This window comes from Enterobacter sp. 50588862 (assembly GCF_001462935.1).
Lineage (GTDB): Bacteria > Pseudomonadota > Gammaproteobacteria > Enterobacterales > Enterobacteriaceae > Enterobacter > Enterobacter bugandensis.
Genome location: NZ_LNHM01000010.1, coordinates 140,269 through 160,774 on the forward strand (window position 1 = coordinate 140,269; position 20,506 = coordinate 160,774).

Below are 20,506 nucleotides of genomic sequence, written 5' to 3' on the forward strand. Positions count from 1 at the left end.
ATTACAGGCTGGATACGTTCTCAGACAGGTATTTAGCAACGCCGTCTGGGGACGCAGCCATACCTTCTTTACCTTTTTCCCACTGAGCCGGGCACACTTCGCCGTGCTCTTCGTGGAACTGCAGCGCGTCAACCATGCGCAGCATTTCGTCGATGTTACGACCCAGCGGCAGATCGTTCACAACCTGGTGACGAACGATGCCGTTTGCGTCGATCAGGAAGGAACCGCGCAGCGCAACGCCAGCGTCCGGATGTTCGATACCGTAAGCCTGCTGGATTTCGCGTTTGATGTCCGCAACCATTGCGTATTTCACCGCACCGATGCCGCCGTTTTCGACAGGGGTGTTACGCCATGCGTTGTGTACAAATTCAGAGTCAAAGGAGACGCCAACCACTTCCACGCCACGCTTCTGGAATTCTTCATAACGTTTGTCGAACGCGATCAGCTCAGACGGGCAAACGAAAGTGAAGTCCATTGGCCAGAAGAACAGAACGGTCGCTTTACCGTTGGTGTGCTGTTTGAAGTTGAAGTTTTCAACGATTTCACCGTTGCCCAGAACTGCTGCAGCTGTAAAATCCGGAGCCGGACGAGTTACCAGAACCATATGATTCTCCTGTAGATACTAAGGTTATTTGGAACGCAACGCGAGCCAGTATAGAGAGTGTTCGTGGATAAGACAAAGAGGTGGTGACAATCGTTCCGCCAGCTTTTACCTATCAATGATCGTGCTGTCAGAGCTGCTTGTTTTTCGCCTGCGCCATCATGCGCGGATAGAACTGCCAGAATTGGCTCTCCAGCGCATCGTAATGCTCATCCAGGTCGTACCAGGAGTCGCGCAGCGCATCCAGCCGCGGGCGACGGCTCGCCATGCCATTCAGGACATTCTGGATAAAGTCCATCTCGCGATAGCGCTCCAGCCAGCGTTCCGACCACAGGTAGTTATTCAGATTCACAAAGCGCGGCGGCGAATCGGGCAGAATGATCGACACCTGCTGGTGGGCATAGCGCACAAACGCCGGCAACGGCATCTCCGGCGAGAGCTGTTCCCAGTGGCGAGACAGGAAGTGGTCCCACATCACGTCGAGCGTGATCGGCGCAACGCGGCGCGTTTCAGGGCGAAACCACGCTTTCGCTTCCGTCACCTCGGGCAGATTATCAGTGATGACATCAATGCGGCGGTGCATAAAAATCCCGTCGACAACCTCGGGAGAATACGCTTCAGCGGGGTTGCCGCGCACGAAATCGGCCAGCAAATTGCCGGAAAGGGAGCTGTCAGCGAGGTGAGCGAGATGCAGGTGAGCGAGAAAATTCATGCGTTTTATTTGTCCAGTGGCGGCTAGTTGTTGCAGCAAAAGGGTGTGAGCACTAGACTATGCCGCCTGTTTTTAAGTCACGAGTATACGTCATGCGCGTCGCCGATTTCTCCTTTGAACTACCTGAATCCCTGATTGCTCACTATCCCATGCCTGAGCGCAGCAGCTGTCGCTTACTGTCACTGGATGGGCCAACGGGCGAGCTGACGCACGGTACTTTCACCGATTTGCTCGACAAGCTCAACCCTGGCGATCTGCTGGTCTTTAACAATACCCGCGTGATCCCGGCGCGCCTGTTTGGCCGTAAGGCCAGCGGCGGCAAGATTGAAGTGCTGGTCGAACGTATGCTCGATGATAAACGTATTCTGGCACATATTCGCGCTTCCAAAGCGCCGAAGCCGGGCGCGGAGCTGCTGCTGGGTGATGACGAAAGCATCAAGGCGACCATGACCGCGCGCCACGACGCGCTGTTCGAGGTGGCGTTCGACGACGAGCGCACGGTGCTCGACATCCTGAACGCTATCGGCCACATGCCGCTGCCGCCGTACATTGAGCGCCCGGACGAAGAGGCCGATCGCGAGCTGTACCAGACCGTCTACAGCCAGAAGCCTGGCGCGGTCGCGGCGCCAACCGCAGGTCTGCACTTTGATGAACCGCTGCTGGAAAAGCTGCGTGCGAAGGGCGTTGAGATGGCGTTTGTGACGCTGCACGTCGGTGCGGGCACCTTCCAGCCGGTGCGTGTGGACAGCATTGAAGACCATATCATGCACTCCGAGTATGCCGAAGTGCCGCAGGATGTGGTGGATGCGGTGCTGGCGGCGAAAGCGCGCGGTAGCCGCGTCGTGGCCGTCGGTACGACGTCCGTGCGTTCACTGGAAAGCGCCGCGCAGGCAGCTAAAAACGGTCTTATCGAGCCGTTCTTTGGCGATACGCAGATCTTTATCTACCCGGGCTACCAGTACAAGGTGATTGACGCGCTGGTGACCAACTTCCATCTGCCTGAATCGACGCTGATTATGCTGGTCTCTGCATTTGCGGGTTATCAGCATACGATGAATGCATACAAGTCTGCGGTAGAACAAAAATATCGCTTTTTTAGCTACGGGGACGCGATGTTTATCACGTACAATCCGCTGGCTTTGAATGAGCGTGTCGGGGAATAAGTCCGCGGCACCGTATGACAACGTTGGACTGTTTTTCTGACGTCGGAGAAAAAATGAAATTTGAACTCGATACCACCGATGGCCGCGCGCGTCGCGGTCGCCTGGTGTTTGATCGCGGCGTGGTGGAAACCCCCGCGTTTATGCCTGTGGGCACGTACGGCACCGTAAAAGGGATGACGCCGGAAGAAGTTGAAGCCACGGGCGCACAGATTATCCTCGGCAATACCTTCCACCTGTGGCTGCGTCCAGGTCAGGAGATCATGAAGCTCCACGGCGATCTGCACGATTTTATGCAGTGGAAAGGCCCGATCCTGACCGACTCCGGCGGTTTCCAGGTCTTCAGCCTGGGCGATATCCGCAAGATCACCGAGCAGGGCGTACACTTCCGTAACCCGATCAACGGCGATCCGATTTTCCTCGATCCAGAAAAGTCGATGGAGATTCAGTACGATCTCGGCTCCGACATCGTGATGATCTTCGACGAATGTACGCCGTACCCGGCAGACTGGGACTACGCGAAACGCTCTATGGAGATGTCTCTGCGCTGGGCGAAGCGCAGCCGCGACCGTTTTGACTCCCTGCAGAACAAAAATGCGCTGTTCGGCATTATTCAGGGCAGCGTTTACGAAGATTTACGCGATATCTCTGTTAAAGGTCTGGTAGAGATAGGTTTTGATGGCTACGCTGTCGGCGGTTTGGCTGTGGGTGAGCCGAAGGAAGACATGCACCGCATTCTGGAGCACGTCTGCCCGCAAATCCCGGCGGATAAACCACGATACCTGATGGGTGTGGGTAAACCCGAAGATCTGGTGGAAGGCGTACGTCGCGGCATTGATATGTTCGACTGCGTGATGCCAACCCGCAACGCGCGTAACGGTCATCTGTTCGTTACCGATGGCGTGGTGAAAATCCGTAACGCGAAGCATAAGAGTGACACCAGCCCGCTCGATTCCGAGTGCGATTGCTATACCTGTCGCATTTATTCTCGCGCGTATCTGCATCATCTCGATCGTTGTAATGAGATTTTGGGCGCGCGTCTCAATACGATTCATAATCTTCGCTACTATCAGCGCTTAATGTCTGGTTTACGCAAGGCTATCGAAGAGGGTAAATTAGAGAGCTTCGTGACCGATTTTTACCAACGTCAGGGGCGGGATGTTCCACCGTTGAACGTTGATTAATATTAATAATGAGGGAATTTGAATGAGCTTTTTTATTTCTGATGCGGTAGCGGCAACAGGTGCTCCGGCGCAGGGCAGCCCGATGTCTCTGATCCTGATGCTGGTTGTGTTCGGTCTGATCTTCTACTTCATGATCCTGCGCCCACAGCAGAAGCGTACCAAAGAGCACAAAAAGCTGATGGACTCCATCGCGAAAGGCGATGAAGTGCTGACCAACGGTGGTCTGGTCGGTCGCGTAACCAAAGTGGCTGAAAGCGGCTACATTGCTATCGCCCTGAACGACACCACTGAAGTGGTTATCAAACGTGACTTCGTAGCTGCCGTTCTGCCGAAAGGCACCATGAAGGCGCTGTAATCCCAACTTTTCCCAAAGGGAACTGCCGTGTTAAACCGTTATCCTTTGTGGAAGTACATCATGCTGGTCGTCGTGATTATCGTCGGCCTGCTGTACGCGCTTCCCAACCTGTATGGTGAGGATCCGGCCGTTCAAATCACTGGCGCGCGCGGTGTCGCCGCCAGTGAGCAAACGCTGATCCAGGTCCAGAAAACGTTACAAGAAGAAAAAATTACCGCTAAGTCTGTGGCTCTGGAAGAGGGTGCAATTCTTGCTCGCTTCGACACCACCGACACGCAGCTCCGCGCTCGCGAAGCGCTGATGGGCGTGCTGGGTGACAAATATGTCGTGGCGCTTAACCTTGCTCCTGCAACCCCTCGCTGGCTGGCTGCGCTGAACGCAGAGCCAATGAAGCTGGGTCTTGACCTGCGTGGCGGCGTTCACTTCCTGATGGAAGTGGATATGGATACCGCGCTCGGCAAGCTGCAGGAACAGAATATCGACAGCCTGCGCAGCGATCTGCGCGACAAAGGCATCCCATACACTACCGTGCGTAAAGAAGATAACTACGGCATGAGCATCACGTTCCGCGACAGCGCGGCGCGCGATCAGGCTGTAGATTACCTGACCCAACGTCACCGTGACCTGGTGATCTCCTCGCAGGGCAGCAACCAGCTGCGTGCGGTGATGACCGATGCGCGTCTGAAAGAAGCGCGTGAATATGCCGTTCAGCAGAACATCAACATTCTGCGTAACCGTGTAAACCAGCTGGGCGTGGCTGAGCCGCTGGTACAGCGCCAGGGTGCTGACCGTATCGTGGTTGAACTGCCGGGTATCCAGGATACCGCGCGTGCGAAAGAGATCCTCGGTGCGACCGCGACGCTGGAATTCCGTCTGGTGAACTCCAATGTCGATCAGTCTGCCGCGGCGTCTGGCCGTATTCCGGGTGACTCCGAAGTGAAACAGACCCGTGAAGGTCAGCCGGTTGTGCTGTACAAGCGCGTGATCCTGACCGGTGACCACATCACCGACTCCACTTCAAGCCAGGATGAGTACAACCAGCCGCAGGTTAACATCTCGCTGGATAGCGCGGGTGGTAACATCATGTCTAACTTCACCAAGGACAACATCGGCAAACCGATGGCGACCCTGTTCGTGGAGTACAAAGACAGCGGTAAGAAAGATGCAAACGGTCGTGCGGTGCTGGTGAAAGAGGAAGAGGTGATTAACATCGCCAACATCCAGTCTCGTCTGGGTAACAGCTTCCGTATTACCGGTATTAACAACCCGAACGAAGCGCGTCAGCTCTCGCTGCTGCTGCGTGCCGGTGCGCTGATTGCGCCAATTCAGATTGTTGAAGAACGTACCATTGGTCCAACTCTGGGTATGCAAAACATCCAGCAGGGTCTGGAAGCGTGTCTGGCCGGTCTGGCGGTCTCTATCCTCTTCATGATCTTCTTCTATAAGAAGTTCGGTCTGATTGCGACCTCCGCGCTGATCGCAAACCTGGTGCTGATCATCGGCATTATGTCCCTGCTGCCGGGGGCGACGCTGACCATGCCGGGGATTGCGGGTATCGTTCTGACCCTTGCGGTGGCGGTCGACGCCAACGTACTGATTAACGAACGTATCAAAGAAGAGTTGAGCAACGGTCGCTCTGTCCAGCAGGCGATTGACGAAGGTTATAAAGGCGCGTTCAGCTCTATCTTCGATGCGAACGTAACAACACTGATTAAGGTTCTTATCCTGTATGCAGTGGGTACTGGCGCGATCAAAGGCTTTGCGATTACCACCGGTATCGGTGTCGCAACGTCAATGTTTACCGCTATTGTCGGCACCCGTGCCATCGTGAACCTGCTGTACGGCGGCAAGCGCGTCAAAAAGCTGTCTATCTGAGGAGTGCGTTGTGGCACAGGAATATACTGTTGAACAATTGAACCATGGCCGTAAAGTCTGGGACTTTATGCGCTGGGACTACTGGGCTTTCGGCATTTCAGGTTTACTGCTGATTCTGTCCATCATCATTATGGGCGTGAAAGGCTTTAACTGGGGTCTCGATTTCACCGGTGGTACGGTCATCGAGATCTCCCTGGAAAAACCGGTCGATATGGACCAGATGCGCGAATCGCTGCAGAAAGCGGGCTTTGAAGAGCCGCTGCTGCAGAACTTCGGCAGCAGCCGCGACATCATGGTGCGTATGCCGCCGGTGCACGATGCCAACGGCAGCCAGGAGCTGGGCAGCAAGGTCGTACAGGTCATTAACGAAACCACCAGCCAGAGCGCGGCGGTCAAGCGTATTGAGTTCGTCGGCCCGAGCGTGGGTGCGGACCTGGCGCAAACCGGCGCCATGGCGCTGCTGGTGGCGCTGATCTCCATCCTGGTGTACGTCGGTTTCCGCTTCGAGTGGCGACTGGCGGCCGGTGTGGTTATCGCCCTGGCGCACGACGTGGTGATCACCATGGGTATACTGTCTCTGTTCCACATTGAGATTGACCTGACCATCGTGGCATCCCTGATGTCCGTAATCGGTTACTCACTGAACGACAGTATCGTGGTATCTGACCGTATCCGTGAAAACTTCCGTAAGATCCGTCGCGGCACGCCGTACGAAATCTTTAACGTGTCGTTGACCCAGACGCTGCATCGTACCTTGATCACCTCCGGTACTACCCTGATGGTGATCCTGATGCTGTTCCTCTTCGGTGGCCCGGTGCTGGAAGGCTTCTCGCTGACCATGCTGATCGGTGTCTCCATCGGTACGGCGTCGTCTATCTACGTGGCGTCCGCCCTGGCACTGAAACTTGGCATGAAGCGCGAGCACCTGCTCCAGCAGAAGGTCGAGAAAGAAGGGGCGGATCAGCCGTCCATTCTGCCGTAAGGCGACGTTTAGCGCGTTATCGGAATCCCGGTCTGTTGACCGGGATTTTTTTTATCTGCTCCTGACAAACACTCCTGACAGTATGCTGTCAGGAGCCCTGCCGTAGACTCCTTTTGAACCCAAACAACAGGCAGGAGGATGTATGAAAAGCGTAATTAACTGGTTTGAAATTCCGGTTTCGGATATGGATCGCGCCATCAAATTTTATGAGCCGGTGATGCAGCTCACGCTGCGTCGCGAGAAAATGGACATTGCCGAGCTGGCGGTTTTCCCGCATGAGGATCCCGCCACCGGAGGAGCGCTGGCAAAATTTGACGGCGTTACGCCCTCTTTGCAGGGCGCTATTATTTACCTGCATACTGACAATCTGGCGGCCACGCTCGATCGCATTGCCTCTGCGGGCGGCGAGTGCGTGTTTGGGCCGCTGGAACTGCCGCATGGTATCGGCACTATCGCACTGTTTACCGACAGCGAGGGTAACCGCGTCGGCCTTCATCAACCTGCCTGAGAGCGAATGACGTTATGACCCGACGCGCTGACCGTTTGTTTCAGATTGTGCAGATCCTGCGGGGCAGGCGTCTGACAACGGCAGCGCATCTGGCGGACCGGCTTGGCGTGTCCGAGCGCACGGTCTACCGCGATATCCGCGACCTGTCGCTTTCCGGCGTGCCGGTGGAAGGCGAGGCGGGAAGCGGATATCGGCTGATGTCGGGTTTTGACCTGCCGCCGCTGATGCTGACAAATAAGGAATCCGAAGCGCTGATGGTCGCGATTCGCCTGCTCAAAACCTGGGGAGGTGAATCGCTGTCGCGCGAGCTGGAGTCGGCCCAGGAGAAGGTGCTGGCTATTCTGCCCGAGGAGAGCCGCAGAAAGGCGGAGCAGACGCGGATCTACGCCCCGGATTTTTGCATGCAAAGCCACTCCCGCAGCGATTTTGACATGATTCACCAGGCGATTTCCGCTCAGCGCGTATTGGCGCTGCATTATCGTGATGAAGCCGGGCTGCTCTCAAAACGTGAGGTACAGCCGCTGGGGTTGTTCTTCTGGGGAGAGCGCTGGCTGCTGGCGGCATGGTGTGAACGGCGCGATGACTACCGCTGTTTCCGGCTCGACCGGTGTCTCAATGTTGTAATGACGGAGAGGCGGTTCAGTGAGAGTGCGGACAGGTCTCTGGCAGATTTTTTGCGCAAGGTGAAGCAGTAAAAAGCCGGGTGGCGAGGTAAAAGCAAAACGGCAACGATGTTGCCGTTTTTTGTGTTTGCGCCCTCTCCCGTGGGAGAGGGAAGGGGTGAGGGCACCAGCCCGCACAATCCCGCACTGATTAGAAGTTGTAACCCACGACCAGGTAACCACCCCAACCGGTAGAACGGACGCTGAAATCGCCGTTACCGAAGTTCAGGCTCGCGTCGTCGTTCCACTGACCACCGTTATGCCAGTAACGCGCAACAACAGAGTAGTGCCAGTGATCGTAGTTCAGCGCCAGGATGTGGCTTGAAGCGATGGAGTCGTTGGTGCGCGCTTTCTTACCGTTCAGATCGCGGAAGTCGTTGTCGCCCAGGTCTGAGCCCCAGTCAAAGTTGGTGAAACCGATGTAGCTCAGGTTGCCGCCCCACAGCTGGGTGATTGGCACAAAGTATTTCACTTTGAAACGGTAGCCGTCCCACTCGTTTTCATTCGCTGCGCCGTAGTTCTGCCACTGGTATTTTGCATACACGTTCAGGGACAGGCTCATCGGCAGGCCGGTGTCAATGTCAGTACCCAGACCCATATACCAGGTGCTCTGACGACCGGACTTATTGCGGCCCATGTCGTAGATGTAGTTGTTCGCGAAGTACCACTCTTTGAACGGACCAAACGCCAGGCTGGTACCGGTCAGTTTGTCGATGGAGAAGCGCGGTTCAATCTCCATGAACAGTGGGGAACCGTGGTTCCAGATACCTTTCGCATCGGTGTTACCACCGAAGAACACAGGCGCATCCATATAGCCGTAGAAATCAAACCAGTCTTTCTTGGCGAATGCTTCATATTCCAGGTAGGTATCGTTGCGGATCTGCGGTCCGAAACGGGTGTGGTAGCTGCCTACCACGTTAACGCTCTGGTGCCACCAGTCGGAGAGGTATTGTGGTTTCTCGTTTTCCGCTGCGTTAACAGTGAAAGAGGAGGACAGTGCCAGAACTGCACCGGCTGCGAGTAATGTTTTTTTCATAATCATGCCACTGATTGAAATTCCCTTCCGGGAGTGAAAAATGCGCGAATTGCGTTTCTAAATATTTCGTGTTTCTGCGGTGCCTATTATAGGAATCCCTGCTCACAAAAATATGTGTTGTTTCACATATCTCTCGCATACGTAATCGATTGCGTTCACGTTTGCGTACTTTAGACGGGCGCGATTGTAGCGGCAATCATTTATGTTGCCAATCCATACGAAATGTAAATGTTAGCGGAGTGACATTTCACTCCGCTAAAAGGGCGGGTTATTGCGCGGCGGGTTGAATATCGTGAATGCGGATAAAGCCCAGCTGTTCTGGCGTCAGTCCGCTCAGCTGGAGCGGGATATCAACGTCGCTCGGCGCCAGCGTGCTGGCGGGGGCGGTGAAGAGCTGATTCTTCACGTTCACTTCCTGATAGCTCTCTGTGGTGCCCTGAATCTGGCCCCACTCTACGGTGCCGCTGAAGGCGGGCAGCGGATCGTTGGACTCACCGTGAATACGTAATGTTGCGCGCGTACCATCCGCATTCGCCGCCACATTCACCAGAGACATCTTCAGCGTGCCAATCTGGCTATTAAGCAGGGCAGGCGTATTCGCTCCTGGCAGCAGATATACCCCGCTGGTGGATTTAGCGTTCAGCGCGTTTTGCTGGGTGATCTTCACCGTTTCTTTGTTCAGTTTGTCCATCGCCGTGTTGAGCGTATTCACGCTTTGTTTCATCTGGCGGACTTCGGTTTGCTGTGCACAGGCACTAAGGGTGAAGAGGCTCCCCACCAGTAAAATTTTCAGGTAACGTCTTGTCATAGCGTTTATTTCCTTGAAATAACGGATCCCCATAATGGTAGCCAGCAACGTACCGCCAGACATAGATCCTTTGTCTCAAAAAGCTCTTCCTTTGTTGTCGGGCCAGATCAGGGTAAAATGAAAATCAGTTAACCAGATAACAGGGATACCGTATGCATTGCCCATTCTGCTCCGCTGTGGATACCAAAGTCATCGACTCTCGCCTTGTGGGCGAAGGGTCTTCTGTGCGCCGTCGTCGGCAGTGTCTGGTGTGCAACGAGCGTTTCACGACCTTTGAGGTTGCAGAGCTGGTAATGCCGCGCGTGGTAAAAAGTAACGACGTGCGCGAGCCGTTTAACGAAGAGAAACTGCGCAGTGGAATGCTGAAGGCCCTCGAAAAACGGCCCGTCAGCGCGGATGATGTCGAAATGGCGTTAAACCACATTAAATCTTACCTGCGTGGCCTGGGCGAGCGTGAAGTGCCGAGCAAAATGATCGGCAACCTGGTGATGGAGCAGCTGAAAAAGCTCGATAAGGTCGCCTATATCCGCTTCGCCTCTGTCTACCGCAGTTTCGAAGATATCAAAGAGTTTGGCGAAGAGATCGCCCGCTTACAGGATTAAGCCCATGCAGGATGAGAAGTACATGGCGCGAGCCATGAAGCTGGCGCAGCGCGGTCGTTTTACCACCCATCCTAACCCTAACGTCGGGTGCGTTATCGTGAAAGATGGCGAGATCGTGGGGGAAGGGTTTCACTATCGCGCAGGCGAGCCGCATGCTGAAGTGCATGCCCTGCGTATGGCGGGGGAGAAAGCGCGAGGCGCGACGGCCTACGTGACGCTGGAGCCATGCAGCCACCACGGGCGCACGCCGCCGTGCTGTGAAGCGCTGATTGCGGCAGGGGTTTCGCGCGTGGTCGCCGCTATGCAGGATCCTAACCCGCAGGTGGCGGGCCGTGGCCTGTATCGTCTGCAGCAGGAAGGGATCGACGTCAGCCACGGCCTGATGATGAAAGATGCGGAAGCCATCAACAAAGGCTTCCTGAAGCGCATGCGCACCGGCTTCCCGTTTATTCAGCTCAAGCTGGGCGCCTCGCTGGACGGGCGTACGGCAATGGCGAACGGTGAAAGCCAGTGGATCACCTCGCCGCAGGCAAGGCGCGATGTGCAACGTCTGCGCGCGCAAAGCCATGCTATCCTCACCAGCAGTGAAACCGTTCTGGCTGACGATCCGGCCATGACCGTGCGCTGGGATGAGCTGAATGCCGATACCCAGGCGCTTTATCCGCAGGAGAACCTGCGCCAGCCGCTGCGTATTATTATTGATAGCCAGAACCGCGTGACCCCGGCGCACCGCATCGTGCAGCAGCCGGGTGAAACCTGGATTGCGCGCACCAAAGAAGATACGCGCGAATGGCCGGAAGGCGTGCGCAGCATTATGGTACCGGAGCATAACGGACATCTGGATCTCGTGGTGCTGATGATGTTGCTCGGCAAGCAGCAGGTGAACAGTATCTGGGTCGAAGCCGGTCCGACGCTCGCCGGCGCGCTGCTCCAGGCGGGGCTGGTGGATGAACTGCTCGTCTACGTTGCGCCTAAACTTTTAGGTCATGACGCGCGCGGCCTGTTTGTGCTGCCTGGCCTTGAAAAACTGGCCGACGCACCGCAACTCACATTCAGCGAGATTCGTCCGGTGGGTCCGGATGTCTGCCTCCATTTAACGACAGCGTAATTGCTCCCGAAATAGGGAAGCAGTGCGCAAAGTATTATGATAAAATCCGCCCCCCTGCGGGGCCAAATGAACCCGTAAAGGAAGAGTATGAACATTATTGAAGCTGCTGTAGCTACCCCGGACGCTCGCGTCGCCATCACCATTGCGCGTTTCAACAACTTCATCAACGATAGCCTGCTGGAAGGTGCGATTGACGCCCTGAAACGTATCGGCCAGGTTAAAGATGACAACATTACCGTTGTTTGGGTTCCAGGCGCTTATGAACTGCCACTGGCGGCGGGCGCGCTGGCGAAAACCGGTAAATACGACGCGGTGATTGCGCTGGGTACCGTTATTCGTGGCGGCACTGCGCACTTCGAATACGTTGCGGGCGGTGCAAGCAACGGTCTGGCACACGTTGCGCAGGATGCTGAAATTCCTGTCGCGTTCGGCGTGCTGACCACCGAAAGTATTGAACAAGCCATCGAACGTGCTGGCACCAAAGCCGGTAACAAAGGTGCAGAAGCTGCACTGACCGCGCTTGAAATGATCAATGTATTGAAAGCCATTAAGGCCTGATTTTTTTGTAAGGGGAATTCCGTGAAACCTGCTGCTCGTCGCCGCGCCCGTGAATGTGCCGTCCAGGCACTTTACTCCTGGCAGTTGTCCCAGAACGACATCGCTGATGTTGAATACCAGTTCCTGTCAGAACAGGACGTGAAAGACGTTGACGTTCTGTACTTCCGTGAACTGCTGTCGGGAGTGGCGACTAATAGCGCGTATCTCGATGGCCTGATGAAGCCATACCTGTCCCGTCTGCTCGAAGAGCTGGGCCAGGTTGAAAAAGCAGTGTTGCGTATCGCGCTGTTTGAGTTGTCTAAACGTGATGATGTGCCGTACAAAGTGGCCATCAACGAAGCGATCGAACTGGCGAAAACCTTCGGTGCTGAAGACAGCCACAAGTTCGTTAACGGCGTACTTGATAAAGCCGCACCTGCGATCCGTCCCCACAAAAAGTGATCCGCAAACCGGAGTTCTGCATTGCCTGACGGGCAGTGCGGCTCCGGTTTTTTCTTTTATTTGCTGAGGCATAACGTATGGCATGCGGCGAATTCTCCCTGATTGCCCGTTATTTCGACCGTGTCAGAACCTCTCGTCTTGATGTTGAAACCGGCATTGGCGATGACTGTGCACTTCTCAATATTCCTGAAAAGCAGACGCTGGCAATCAGCACCGACACCTTAGTGTGCGGACGTCATTTCTTACCTGATATCGATCCTGCCGATCTGGCGTATAAAGCGCTGGCGGTCAACGTCAGCGATCTGGCGGCAATGGGTGCCGACCCGGCCTGGCTGACGCTGGCCCTGACGCTGCCGGAGGTGGATGAAGCCTGGCTTGAAGCGTTCAGCGATGCGCTGTTTGAACAGCTGAACTACTACGATATGCAGCTGATTGGCGGCGATACGACTGCCGGGCCGCTGTCGATGACGCTGGCGATCCACGGCTATGTGCCGCTCGGTCGCGCGCTGAAGCGCTCGGGCGCTAAACCGGGCGACTGGATCTACGTGACCGGTACGCCGGGAGACAGCGCGGCAGGGCTGGCGATCCTTCAGGATCGCTTAAACGTGAAGGACGCTGACGATGCGGCGTATCTGGTGAAGCGCCATCTGCGCCCGACACCGCGTATTCTGCACGGTCAGGCGCTGCGCGAGCGGGCCAGTTCGGCTATCGATCTCTCTGACGGTCTCATCTCGGACCTCGGCCATATCCTGAAGGCCAGCGGGGTGGGCGCGCGCGTTGACCTGGATCTGTTCCCGCTGTCGGAGCAACTGCTTCGCCATGTGGAGCCTGAGCAGGCGCTGCGCTGGGCGCTCTCCGGTGGGGAAGACTACGAGCTGTGCTTCACGGTGCCAGAGCTGAACCGTGGAACGCTGGACGTGGCATTGGCCCATCTTGGCGCAAAGTTTACCTGCATCGGTCAGATCATGCCGGAGAGTGAAGGGCTGAAGTTTGTGAAAGACGGTGCGCCCGTTACGCTGGACTGGAAAGGGTACGATCACTTCGGGTAAGTTTGTGCGCTCAGTATTGCCGGGTAAGCGTACGCCACCCGGCAAGTGTTTACTTAAACCCCACCACCGGATGCTGCTGATACGGCGTCTCCAGCTCGGCAACCTGCTCCGGCGTCAGCGATAAATCCACCGCGCTTAACAACTCGTCCAGCTGTTCTTCCCGCGATGTACCAATAATCGGTGCGGCGACACCCCGCTTGCCCAGTAGCCACGCCAGCGCCACCTGCGCGCGCGTTGCGCCGATATCGTCGGCGATCCCGGCTAAACGTTCGGCAATCAGCGCATCGCTGGCTTCGGTACCGGAATAAAGATTTTTACCCACTTCATCCGATACCAGCCGCGCCGTGGTTTCTCCCCACGGACGGGTTAAGCGTCCGCGCGCCAGCGGGCTCCACGGGATCACCGCCACGCCTTCCTGGTAGCAGAGCGGCAGCATCTCGCGTTCTTCTTCCCGGTAAATCAGGTTGTAGTGATCCTGCATGGTGACAAAGCGTGCCCAGCCGTGCTGCGCCTGGAGATCGAGCGCCTGAGCAAACTGAGATGCGTGCATTGACGACGCGCCGATATAGCGCGCTTTACCCGCTTTCACGACATCGTTCAGCGCTTCAAGGGTTTCTTCAATTGGCGTGTTGTAATCCCAGCGGTGAATTTGCAGCAGGTCGACGTAATCCATGTTCAGGCGTCTGAGACTGTCATCAATGGAGCGCAGGATCTGCGCGCGCGAGAGGCCTTCAGCCAGATCGCCTGACGGGTAGTACACCTTGGTGGCGACCACAATCTCATCCCGACGTGCAAAATCACGCAGAGCGCGGCCCACAATCTCTTCGCTGTTGCCGTCAGAGTAGCTGTTGGCGGTATCGAAGAAGTTGATGCCGCCGTCTATGGCGCGCTTGATGATAGGGCGGCTGCTCTCTTCCGGCAGCGTCCAGGCGTGATTTCCCCGGTCAGGCTCGCCAAAGGTCATGCAGCCCAGGCAAAGCCGGGACACCCTGAGGTCCGTTTTTCCTAATGTCGTGTATTGCATGGTTCCGCTCCTGCTGTTTAAACAATACGTTTAAGCATAGCAGGAGCAGAAAAGGGGAGGGATCAGGCCAGCCAGCTGCGGATTCTGGCTTCGATACCGGCGGCGTCCAGGCCGATGTCGGCACGCGCCTCGTCCTGAGTGCCTTGCGGGATGAAGTGGTCCGGCAGGCCGAGGTTCAGCACCGGAACCAATTTACGGTTCGCCATCAGTACCTCGTTAACGCCGCTGCCCGCACCGCCCATGATGGCGTTCTCTTCCAGCGTGACCAGCACGTCGTGGCTTTCTGCCATGCTCAGAATCAGAGATTCATCGAGCGGCTTCACAAAGCGCATATCCACCAGCGTCGCGTTCAGGGTTTCAGCGACTTTTGCCGCTTCCGGCATCAGCGTACCAAAGTTCAGGATCGCCACTTTTTCGCCGCGACGTTTCACCAGACCTTTACCGATCTCCAGCTTTTCCAGCGGCTGAAGTTCAACGCCAAGGGCATTGCCGCGCGGATAACGTACCGCGCAGGGGCCGTCCTGATAGTGGTAGCCGGTATACAGCATCTGACGACACTCGTTTTCGTCGCTTGGCGTCATGATGACCATGTCCGGGATGCAGCGCAGGAAGGAGAGATCAAACGCCCCCTGGTGCGTCTGGCCGTCAGCCCCCACGATGCCCGCGCGATCGATAGCAAACAGCACCGGCAGCTTCTGGATGGCAACGTCATGGATCACCTGGTCGTAGGCGCGCTGCAGGAAGGTGGAGTAAATCGCCACCACCGGCTTGTAGCCGCCAATCGCCAGGCCCGCCGCGAAGGTGACCGCGTGCTGCTCGGCAATGGCGACGTCGAAATACTGGTCCGGGTATTTTTTGGAGAACTCGACCATGCCTGAGCCTTCACGCATGGCAGGCGTGACCGCCATCAGCTTATTATCTTTTGCCGCCGTCTCGCACAGCCAGTCGCCAAAGATTTTTGAATAGCTCGGCATGCCGCCGCTGCTTTTCGGCAGGCAGCCGCTGGTATGGTCGAACTTTGGCACCGCGTGGAAGGTGATCGGATCTTTCTCCGCCGGTTCGTAGCCACGCCCTTTTTTGGTCATGATATGCAGGAACTGCGGGCCTTTCAGGTCGCGCATGTTTTTAAGCGTGGTCACCAGACCCAGCACATCGTGCCCATCCACCGGGCCGATATAGTTAAAGCCCAGCTCTTCGAACAGCGTGCCCGGCACGACCATGCCTTTGATGTGTTCTTCGGTACGCTTGAGCAGCTCTTTGATCGGCGGCACGCCGGAGAAAACTTTTTTCCCGCCTTCCCGCAGCGACGAGTAAAGCTTGCCGGAAAGCAGCTGCGCCAGATGGTTGTTCAGCGCGCCGACGTTCTCGGAGATCGACATTTCGTTATCGTTGAGGATAACCAGCATGTCCGGCTTGATATCGCCCGCGTGGTTCATGGCTTCAAAAGCCATCCCGGCGGTGATCGCACCGTCGCCAATCACGCAGACTGTGCGGCGCTGCTTGTTCTCTTTCTCGGCGGCAACGGCAATACCGATGCCCGCAGAAATGGAGGTAGAGGAGTGGCCGACGCTCAGCACGTCATACTCGCTCTCACCGCGCCACGGGAACGGGTGCAGGCCGCCCTTCTGACGAATGGTGCCAATTTTATCGCGACGTCCGGTCAGAATTTTGTGCGGATAAGCCTGGTGGCCCACGTCCCAGATAAGCTGATCGAACGGCGTGTTATAGACGTAATGCAACGCCACGGTCAGCTCAACCGTGCCAAGCCCGGAGGCGAAGTGGCCGCTGGAGCGGCTAACGCTGTCGAGCAGGTAACGACGCAGCTCGTCACACAGCTTCGGCAGACTCTCTTTCGGCAACAGACGTAACTCCTGGGTGGAGTCAACTAACGCCAGTGTCGGGTATTTGGCAATATCAAAACTCATCAAAGGCTCATCGAGATATATAGTTTATTTATCACGCTGGATTATATAGTCCGCTAGCGCTTCCAGTGCCGAGGTATCCAGCGATTGCGCGGCCAGCTCATTCAGCGACTGGCGGGCATCGTCAATCAGATCCCGGGCTTTACGTTGGGCTTGCTCAAGACCCAGCAGGGCGGGATAGGTACTTTTGCCAAGCTGCTGGTCCGCACCCTGACGTTTACCCAATGTTGCAGTATCGCCCACCACATCCAGAATGTCATCCTGAACCTGGAATGCCAGACCGATACTTTCTGCGTATCTGTCCAGAATCGGCAGGGCTTTGCGCCCTTGCTCACCCGCGCTCAGCGCGCCCAGGCGAACGGCGGAACGAATAAGCGCGCCCGTCTTATGGCGATGAATACGCTCCAGCTGTTCCAGATTAACCTGACGTCCTTCCGCTTCAAGATCCAGCGCCTGGCCGCCGCACATGCCGGCCACGCCGCTGGCCATTGCCAGTTCGGAGATCATCGCCAGGCGGTCGCGGTCGGCCACTTCCGCCATCGGCGCATCACTGAGAATCGAGAACGCCAGCGTCTGCAAGGCATCGCCCGCCAGAATGGCATTCGCCTCGCCAAACTTAATGTGGCAGGTTGGCTGACCCCGGCGCAGATCGTCGTCGTCCATCGCCGGGAGATCGTCGTGGATCAGCGAGTAGGCATGGATGCACTCCACGGCGGCAGCCGGGGCGTCCAGCGTATTATCGCTGATGCCAAACATATTGCCCGTGGCATACACCAGGAACGGACGCAGGCGTTTACCCCCTAAGAGTGCGCCATAGTGCATGGCTTCAACCAGTGGAGTGTTCTGAAAAGGCTGCGGCGCAATAAAACGGCGCAGGGCGTCGTTGGCGCGAACGACGCGCGCCTGAAGCGCGTTGGTAAAATCCATTTACTCGGCGTCCGGTGTGAATGGCGTGGTTTTAGCGTCTTCGCTGTCGGAAAGCAGGATCTGCACTCGCTGCTCGGCCTGCTGGAGTTTTACCTGCCCCTGCCGCGCAAGCTGCACACCGCGCTCAAATTCGTTGAGGGCGTCTTCCAGCGGTAAATCGCCGCTCTCGAGGCGGGTAACAATCTGCTCAAGCTCACTCAGCGCAGTTTCAAAACTGGCCGGTGCGTCGTTCTTTTTCGGCATAGTGAATTAACTCTTATATTCTTCGCCCCAACATGGTAACGGACTCGGGGCAATTATCAAATAACGCGAGTGGCGCGATGGTGGTATACTTGCGCGCCTGGATGCAGCCACGGGTGTGGGCTGCTGTATCATTTTCCACTACAAGCCTTTATAAGCTTGCCTAAGAAACATTGCCGCCATGAAGTTTATCATTAAATTGTTCCCTGAAATCACCATCAAAAGCCAATCTGTGCGTTTGCGCTTTATTAAAATTCTCACCGGGAACATTCGTAACGTATTAAAACACTACGACGAAACGCTCGCCGTGGTGCGTCACTGGGACCACGTTGAAGTCCGCGCGAAAGACGAAAGCAAACGCCTTGATATTCGCGACGCGCTGACCCGTATTCCAGGTATTCACCATATTCTGGAAGTGGAAGACGTTCCGTTCAGCGATATGCACGATATCTTCGAAAAGGCGCTGGTACAGTACCGCGATCAGATCGAAGGCAAAACCTTCTGCGTGCGCGTGAAGCGTCGCGGTAAGCACGAGTTTAGCTCGATTGAAGTCGAGCGCTACGTCGGCGGCGGTCTGAACCAGCACGTTGAGACGGCGCGCGTGCGCCTGACTAACCCGGACGTCACCGTTAACCTTGAGATCGAGAACGATCGTCTGCTGCTGGTTAAGGGCCGTTATGAAGGTATTGGCGGTTTCCCGATCGGCACGCAGGAAGATGTGCTGTCGCTGATCTCAGGCGGCTTCGACTCCGGCGTCTCCAGCTACATGCTGATGCGTCGCGGTTGCCGCGTGCACTACTGCTTCTTCAACCTCGGCGGCGCGGCGCATGAAATTGGCGTTCGTCAGGTGGCGCATTACCTGTGGAACCGCTTCGGCAGTTCCCACCGCGTGCGTTTTGTGGCGATCAACTTTGAGCCGGTAGTGGGCGAAATCCTTGAAAAAGTGGATGACGGCCAGATGGGCGTGATCCTCAAACGTATGATGGTTCGCGCGGCGTCCAAAGTCGCCGAACGTTACGGCGTGCAGGCGCTGGTCACCGGCGAAGCGCTGGGCCAGGTCTCCAGCCAGACGCTGACCAACCTGCGTCTGATCGACAACGTATCAGATACGCTGATCCTGCGTCCGCTGATCTCCCACGATAAAGAGCACATCATCGACCTGGCGCGCGAAATCGGCACCGAAGACTTTGCCCGCACCATGCCGGAATACTGCGGCGTGATCTCAAAAAGCCCGACCGTCAAGGCAGTGAAGGCGAAGATCGAAGCGGAAGAAGAGAACTTCGATTTCAGCATCCTGGAAAGAGTGGTGGCAGAAGCGTCCAACATCGACATCCGCGAGATTGCCCAGCAGACCGAGCAGGAAGTGGTTGAAGTGGAAACCGTGAGCGGTTTCGGTGCGAACGATGCGATTCTGGATATCCGCTCCATTGACGAGCAGGATGACAAGCCGCTGAAGGTGGAAGGCGTGGAGGTAGTTTCTCTGCCGTTCTACAAGCTGAGCACTAAGTTTGGCGACCTCGATCAGAGCAAAACGTATCTGCTGTGGTGTGAGCGCGGGGTGATGAGCCGCCTGCAGGCGCTGTACCTGCGCGAGCAGGGATTCGCGAATGTGAAGGTGTATCGTCCGTAGCGTGCGGCCTGGTGCCCTCACCCCGACCCTCTCCCACAGGGGTGAGAAATCCCCAGTAATTTTATACCTGAAGCGATGAACATTGCTTCAGAGAAATGAATAACTTACAGCGATGTCCTGGTCCGGCTGTAAATCGCTGAGGCGTTTCCTGTAGGCCGGGGCGAGGCGCATGGATGCGCCGAGAGGGCGGGCTTTACAGGGACGTTACCTCCGCCCGTCCCCGACAAGCCGAAAGGAATAAGCCGAAGGCACCGCGAAGCGGCGATTTACCGCCGGGAGCCCGGGTCGCCAGGGCGGCGGCGATTGAGCCGCCCTGGCACGTTCACCGGCCATGTCCTTACAGAGTAGCAAGGAACATAAAGTGAACGGAATGACCACCAGAGCCGTATGTTCCCTCTCACCCCAGCCCTCTCCCTCTGTACGGTCCGGGGACATAGTGAACACTTGTTCGGGGACATGGTAGACACTTACAACTGAGGCATAAGAACCCGTTTATGGAGTCGCTTATGCCCTGGGATGCGAGAGATACCATGTCATTACGTACCGAGTTTGTGCTGTTCGCCTCGCAGGACGGGGCGAACATCCGTTTCCTCTGCCGTCAGTTCGGCATTTCTCCTGCCACCGGCTACAAGTGGCTTCAGCGCTGGGCTGAGGAAGGTGCCTCCGGTCTTCGGGACCGCTCCCGCGCACCTCATCATTCCCCGAACCGCTCATCTGACGACATCACCGCCCTGCTGCGCATGGCCCATGAGCGCCATGAACGCTGGGGCGCACGCAAGATTAAGCGCTGGCTCGAAGACCAGGGGCACCGTATGCCCGCCTTCAGCACCGTCCATAATCTGATGGCCCGTCACGGTCTGCTGCCGGGCGCATCACCGGGCGTTCCGGCTACGGGACGGTTCGAACACGACGCGCCGAATCGCCTCTGGCAGATGGATTTTAAGGGCCACTTTCCCTTTGGCGGTGGCCGCTGCCATCCGCTCACCCTGCTGGATGACCACTCCCGTTTTTCCCTGTGCCTGGCGCACTGTACCGATGAACGGCGCGAGACCGTGCAGCAGCAGCTGGTCAGCGTGTTTGAACGCTACGGCCTGCCGGACCGGATGACGATGGACAACGGCT

At 56.6% G+C, this 20,506-nt stretch carries 22 protein-coding genes; 14 read left to right on the top strand and 8 right to left on the bottom strand.

From position 1 onward, the window contains the following. Window position 1: 1 nt before the first annotated feature. A complete protein-coding gene (locus tag APT89_RS05990; RefSeq protein WP_003859113.1) occupies window positions 2-604 on the bottom strand; it encodes a peroxiredoxin C in 603 nt (200 codons plus the stop codon). A gap of 127 nt (window positions 605-731) precedes the next feature. Continuing rightward, a complete protein-coding gene (gene acpH, locus APT89_RS05995) occupies window positions 732-1,313 on the bottom strand; it encodes an ACP phosphodiesterase (protein WP_041911095.1) in 582 nt (193 codons plus the stop codon). Window positions 1,314-1,405: 92 nt separating this feature from the next. Here acpH and queA point away from each other — a divergent pair, with 92 nt between their 5' ends. From queA to APT89_RS06030, 7 genes are all read left to right on the top strand, one after another. Continuing rightward, the gene (gene queA / locus APT89_RS06000) at window positions 1,406-2,476 is read left to right on the top strand and encodes a tRNA preQ1(34) S-adenosylmethionine ribosyltransferase-isomerase QueA (protein ID WP_028012140.1); all 1,071 of its coding nucleotides are present in this window, start codon (window positions 1,406-1,408) and stop codon (window positions 2,474-2,476) included. A gap of 53 nt (window positions 2,477-2,529) precedes the next feature. Then, window positions 2,530-3,657: a tRNA guanosine(34) transglycosylase Tgt gene (tgt, locus tag APT89_RS06005; RefSeq protein WP_060571924.1), complete on the top strand. Its 1,128-nt coding sequence runs from the start codon at window positions 2,530-2,532 to the stop codon at window positions 3,655-3,657. Between the two features lie 22 nt (window positions 3,658-3,679). Further along, window positions 3,680-4,012, top strand: a complete 333-nt coding sequence (gene yajC, locus APT89_RS06010) for a preprotein translocase subunit YajC (protein ID WP_000007630.1) — start codon at window positions 3,680-3,682, stop codon at window positions 4,010-4,012. 27 nt (window positions 4,013-4,039) lie between these two features. Continuing rightward, window positions 4,040-5,887 (top strand): protein translocase subunit SecD, encoded by a 1,848-nt coding sequence (gene secD / locus APT89_RS06015; RefSeq protein ID WP_062935949.1) that lies wholly within the window; start codon window positions 4,040-4,042, stop codon window positions 5,885-5,887. Window positions 5,888-5,897: 10 nt separating this feature from the next. Further along, window positions 5,898-6,869, top strand: coding sequence for a protein translocase subunit SecF (gene secF, locus APT89_RS06020; protein ID WP_041911092.1), 972 nt, complete (start codon window positions 5,898-5,900; stop codon window positions 6,867-6,869). Window positions 6,870-7,011: 142 nt separating this feature from the next. Next, the gene (locus APT89_RS06025) at window positions 7,012-7,377 is read left to right on the top strand and encodes a VOC family protein (protein WP_041911091.1); all 366 of its coding nucleotides are present in this window, start codon (window positions 7,012-7,014) and stop codon (window positions 7,375-7,377) included. 14 nt (window positions 7,378-7,391) lie between these two features. Then, window positions 7,392-8,072 carry a helix-turn-helix transcriptional regulator gene (locus APT89_RS06030; protein WP_028012145.1) on the top strand — a complete coding sequence of 227 codons (681 nt, stop codon included), beginning with the start codon at window positions 7,392-7,394 and terminating at the stop codon, window positions 8,070-8,072. 118 nt (window positions 8,073-8,190) lie between these two features. Here the strand turns inward: APT89_RS06030 and APT89_RS06035 are convergent, their stop codons facing one another. Next, complete coding sequence (locus APT89_RS06035) at window positions 8,191-9,075, bottom strand: nucleoside-specific channel-forming protein Tsx (protein ID WP_060571925.1); 885 nt, start codon at window positions 9,073-9,075, stop codon at window positions 8,191-8,193. Between the two features lie 268 nt (window positions 9,076-9,343). Continuing rightward, the gene (locus tag APT89_RS06040; protein WP_060571926.1) at window positions 9,344-9,883 is read right to left on the bottom strand and encodes a DUF3251 domain-containing protein; all 540 of its coding nucleotides are present in this window, start codon (window positions 9,881-9,883) and stop codon (window positions 9,344-9,346) included. Between the two features lie 152 nt (window positions 9,884-10,035). Between APT89_RS06040 and nrdR the strand changes: the two genes are divergently transcribed. From nrdR to thiL, 5 genes are all read left to right on the top strand, one after another. Further along, window positions 10,036-10,485: a transcriptional regulator NrdR gene (nrdR, locus tag APT89_RS06045; RefSeq protein ID WP_008503337.1), complete on the top strand. Its 450-nt coding sequence runs from the start codon at window positions 10,036-10,038 to the stop codon at window positions 10,483-10,485. Between the two features lie 4 nt (window positions 10,486-10,489). Further along, a complete protein-coding gene (gene ribD, locus APT89_RS06050; RefSeq protein ID WP_060571923.1) occupies window positions 10,490-11,593 on the top strand; it encodes a bifunctional diaminohydroxyphosphoribosylaminopyrimidine deaminase/5-amino-6-(5-phosphoribosylamino)uracil reductase RibD in 1,104 nt (367 codons plus the stop codon). An 87-nt stretch (window positions 11,594-11,680) separates the two neighbouring features. After that, entirely contained in the window at window positions 11,681-12,151 is a 471-nt protein-coding gene (gene ribH / locus APT89_RS06055) for a 6,7-dimethyl-8-ribityllumazine synthase (RefSeq protein WP_006176874.1), read from the top strand. Between the two features lie 21 nt (window positions 12,152-12,172). Beyond that, on the top strand, window positions 12,173-12,592 hold the full coding sequence (gene nusB / locus APT89_RS06060) for a transcription antitermination factor NusB (protein ID WP_006809908.1): 420 nt from the start codon (window positions 12,173-12,175) through the stop codon (window positions 12,590-12,592). 77 nt (window positions 12,593-12,669) lie between these two features. Beyond that, complete coding sequence (gene thiL / locus APT89_RS06065; RefSeq protein WP_041911088.1) at window positions 12,670-13,641, top strand: thiamine-phosphate kinase; 972 nt, start codon at window positions 12,670-12,672, stop codon at window positions 13,639-13,641. 49 nt (window positions 13,642-13,690) lie between these two features. Here the strand turns inward: thiL and APT89_RS06070 are convergent, their stop codons facing one another. The 4 genes from APT89_RS06070 to xseB all read right to left on the bottom strand — a co-directional run bounded on the left by APT89_RS06070 (window position 13,691) and on the right by xseB (window position 17,757). Beyond that, window positions 13,691-14,665 carry an aldo/keto reductase gene (locus tag APT89_RS06070; RefSeq protein ID WP_041911087.1) on the bottom strand — a complete coding sequence of 325 codons (975 nt, stop codon included), beginning with the start codon at window positions 14,663-14,665 and terminating at the stop codon, window positions 13,691-13,693. A gap of 62 nt (window positions 14,666-14,727) precedes the next feature. Continuing rightward, the gene (gene dxs, locus APT89_RS06075) at window positions 14,728-16,590 is read right to left on the bottom strand and encodes a 1-deoxy-D-xylulose-5-phosphate synthase (protein WP_047367605.1); all 1,863 of its coding nucleotides are present in this window, start codon (window positions 16,588-16,590) and stop codon (window positions 14,728-14,730) included. A gap of 24 nt (window positions 16,591-16,614) precedes the next feature. Next, entirely contained in the window at window positions 16,615-17,514 is a 900-nt protein-coding gene (ispA, locus tag APT89_RS06080) for a (2E,6E)-farnesyl diphosphate synthase (RefSeq protein ID WP_041911085.1), read from the bottom strand. Then, window positions 17,515-17,757 carry an exodeoxyribonuclease VII small subunit gene (gene xseB, locus APT89_RS06085; protein WP_003859094.1) on the bottom strand — a complete coding sequence of 81 codons (243 nt, stop codon included), beginning with the start codon at window positions 17,755-17,757 and terminating at the stop codon, window positions 17,515-17,517. Between the two features lie 178 nt (window positions 17,758-17,935). Here xseB and thiI point away from each other — a divergent pair, with 178 nt between their 5' ends. Further along, complete coding sequence (gene thiI / locus APT89_RS06090) at window positions 17,936-19,384, top strand: tRNA uracil 4-sulfurtransferase ThiI (RefSeq protein ID WP_045259896.1); 1,449 nt, start codon at window positions 17,936-17,938, stop codon at window positions 19,382-19,384. A 506-nt stretch (window positions 19,385-19,890) separates the two neighbouring features. After that, a partial coding sequence (locus APT89_RS06095) for a helix-turn-helix domain-containing protein (RefSeq protein ID WP_446717757.1) occupies window positions 19,891-20,506 on the top strand: 616 nt, incomplete at its 3' end.

Coding starts and splice junctions, on each gene's coding strand:
- APT89_RS05990 (WP_003859113.1), bottom strand. CDS start 604: ATGGTTCTGGTAACTCGTCCGGCTCCGGATTTTACAGCTGCAGCAGTT.
- acpH (WP_041911095.1), bottom strand. CDS start 1,313: ATGAATTTTCTCGCTCACCTGCATCTCGCTCACCTCGCTGACAGCTCC.
- queA (WP_028012140.1), top strand. CDS start 1,406: ATGCGCGTCGCCGATTTCTCCTTTGAACTACCTGAATCCCTGATTGCT.
- tgt (WP_060571924.1), top strand. CDS start 2,530: ATGAAATTTGAACTCGATACCACCGATGGCCGCGCGCGTCGCGGTCGC.
- yajC (WP_000007630.1), top strand. CDS start 3,680: ATGAGCTTTTTTATTTCTGATGCGGTAGCGGCAACAGGTGCTCCGGCG.
- APT89_RS06025 (WP_041911091.1), top strand. CDS start 7,012: ATGAAAAGCGTAATTAACTGGTTTGAAATTCCGGTTTCGGATATGGAT.
- APT89_RS06030 (WP_028012145.1), top strand. CDS start 7,392: ATGACCCGACGCGCTGACCGTTTGTTTCAGATTGTGCAGATCCTGCGG.
- APT89_RS06035 (WP_060571925.1), bottom strand. CDS start 9,075: ATGAAAAAAACATTACTCGCAGCCGGTGCAGTTCTGGCACTGTCCTCC.
- APT89_RS06040 (WP_060571926.1), bottom strand. CDS start 9,883: ATGACAAGACGTTACCTGAAAATTTTACTGGTGGGGAGCCTCTTCACC.
- nrdR (WP_008503337.1), top strand. CDS start 10,036: ATGCATTGCCCATTCTGCTCCGCTGTGGATACCAAAGTCATCGACTCT.
- ribD (WP_060571923.1), top strand. CDS start 10,490: ATGCAGGATGAGAAGTACATGGCGCGAGCCATGAAGCTGGCGCAGCGC.
- ribH (WP_006176874.1), top strand. CDS start 11,681: ATGAACATTATTGAAGCTGCTGTAGCTACCCCGGACGCTCGCGTCGCC.
- thiL (WP_041911088.1), top strand. CDS start 12,670: ATGGCATGCGGCGAATTCTCCCTGATTGCCCGTTATTTCGACCGTGTC.
- APT89_RS06070 (WP_041911087.1), bottom strand. CDS start 14,665: ATGCAATACACGACATTAGGAAAAACGGACCTCAGGGTGTCCCGGCTT.
- dxs (WP_047367605.1), bottom strand. CDS start 16,590: ATGAGTTTTGATATTGCCAAATACCCGACACTGGCGTTAGTTGACTCC.
- ispA (WP_041911085.1), bottom strand. CDS start 17,514: ATGGATTTTACCAACGCGCTTCAGGCGCGCGTCGTTCGCGCCAACGAC.
- xseB (WP_003859094.1), bottom strand. CDS start 17,757: ATGCCGAAAAAGAACGACGCACCGGCCAGTTTTGAAACTGCGCTGAGT.
- thiI (WP_045259896.1), top strand. CDS start 17,936: ATGAAGTTTATCATTAAATTGTTCCCTGAAATCACCATCAAAAGCCAA.